Source organism: Hymenobacter agri, assembly GCF_054778495.1.
Genome location: NZ_BAAGZM010001172.1, coordinates 1 through 700, shown reverse-complemented (window position 1 = coordinate 700; position 700 = coordinate 1). Strand labels below are relative to the sequence as shown.

1 protein-coding gene is annotated in these 700 nt (G+C 67.3%); it reads left to right on the top strand.

The genetic code is table 11. The features are described from left to right. Positions 1–603, top strand: a 603-nt coding sequence (locus tag ACYVDE_RS25155; RefSeq protein ID WP_460504249.1) for an ROK family protein, incomplete at its 5' end; no start/stop codon positions are given. Positions 604–700 lie beyond the last annotated feature (97 nt).

The window sequence follows — 700 nt, the reverse complement described above, 5'->3', positions numbered from 1 at the left end:
CTGCCCGTGGCGCTGGCCAACGACGCCAACTGCTTTGCCCTGGCCGAAACCCGGCTGGGCATCGTGAAGGAGCGGTTTCCCGAGGCCAAGGTGGTGTTCGGCGTGATACTGGGCACCGGCGTGCGCGGCGGCCTCGTCGTGAACGGGCAGGTGCTGGGCGGCCACCACGGCATCGCGGGCGAGTGGGGCCACAACTACCTGCTCGAAGGTGAGGGCCTGACCTGCTTCTGCGGCAAAAACGGCTGCAACGAAAGCATCCTGGCCGGCCCGGCCCTGGAGCACTACTACGCCACCCACAGCGGCGAGTCGCGGAGCCTGAAGGACATCATGAAGCGCGCCACCTGCGGCTGCGATTCCGTAGCCGCCCAAACCCTGCACCGCCTCACCAGCAACTTCGGCCGGGCTCTGAGCGTGATAATCAACGCCGTGGACCCCGACGTAGTGGTTATCGGGGGCGGCGTGGGCAATATCGACCACCTCTACGACGCGGGCGTAGCCGCCGTGCGCCCCTATATCATTGATAAAGTGTTTGATACGCCCGTGGTGAAACCCCGCCTGGGCGACAGCGCGGGCGTTTTTGGCGCCGCTTATCTCACCGCCTGATGCGCCCCACTCACTACCTGGCGGTCGCACTGGCGTTGGCCCTGGGGGGCTGCAAAGCCGCCGGCCCCGCGCATACCAGCACCGCCGTGGCCAGCGC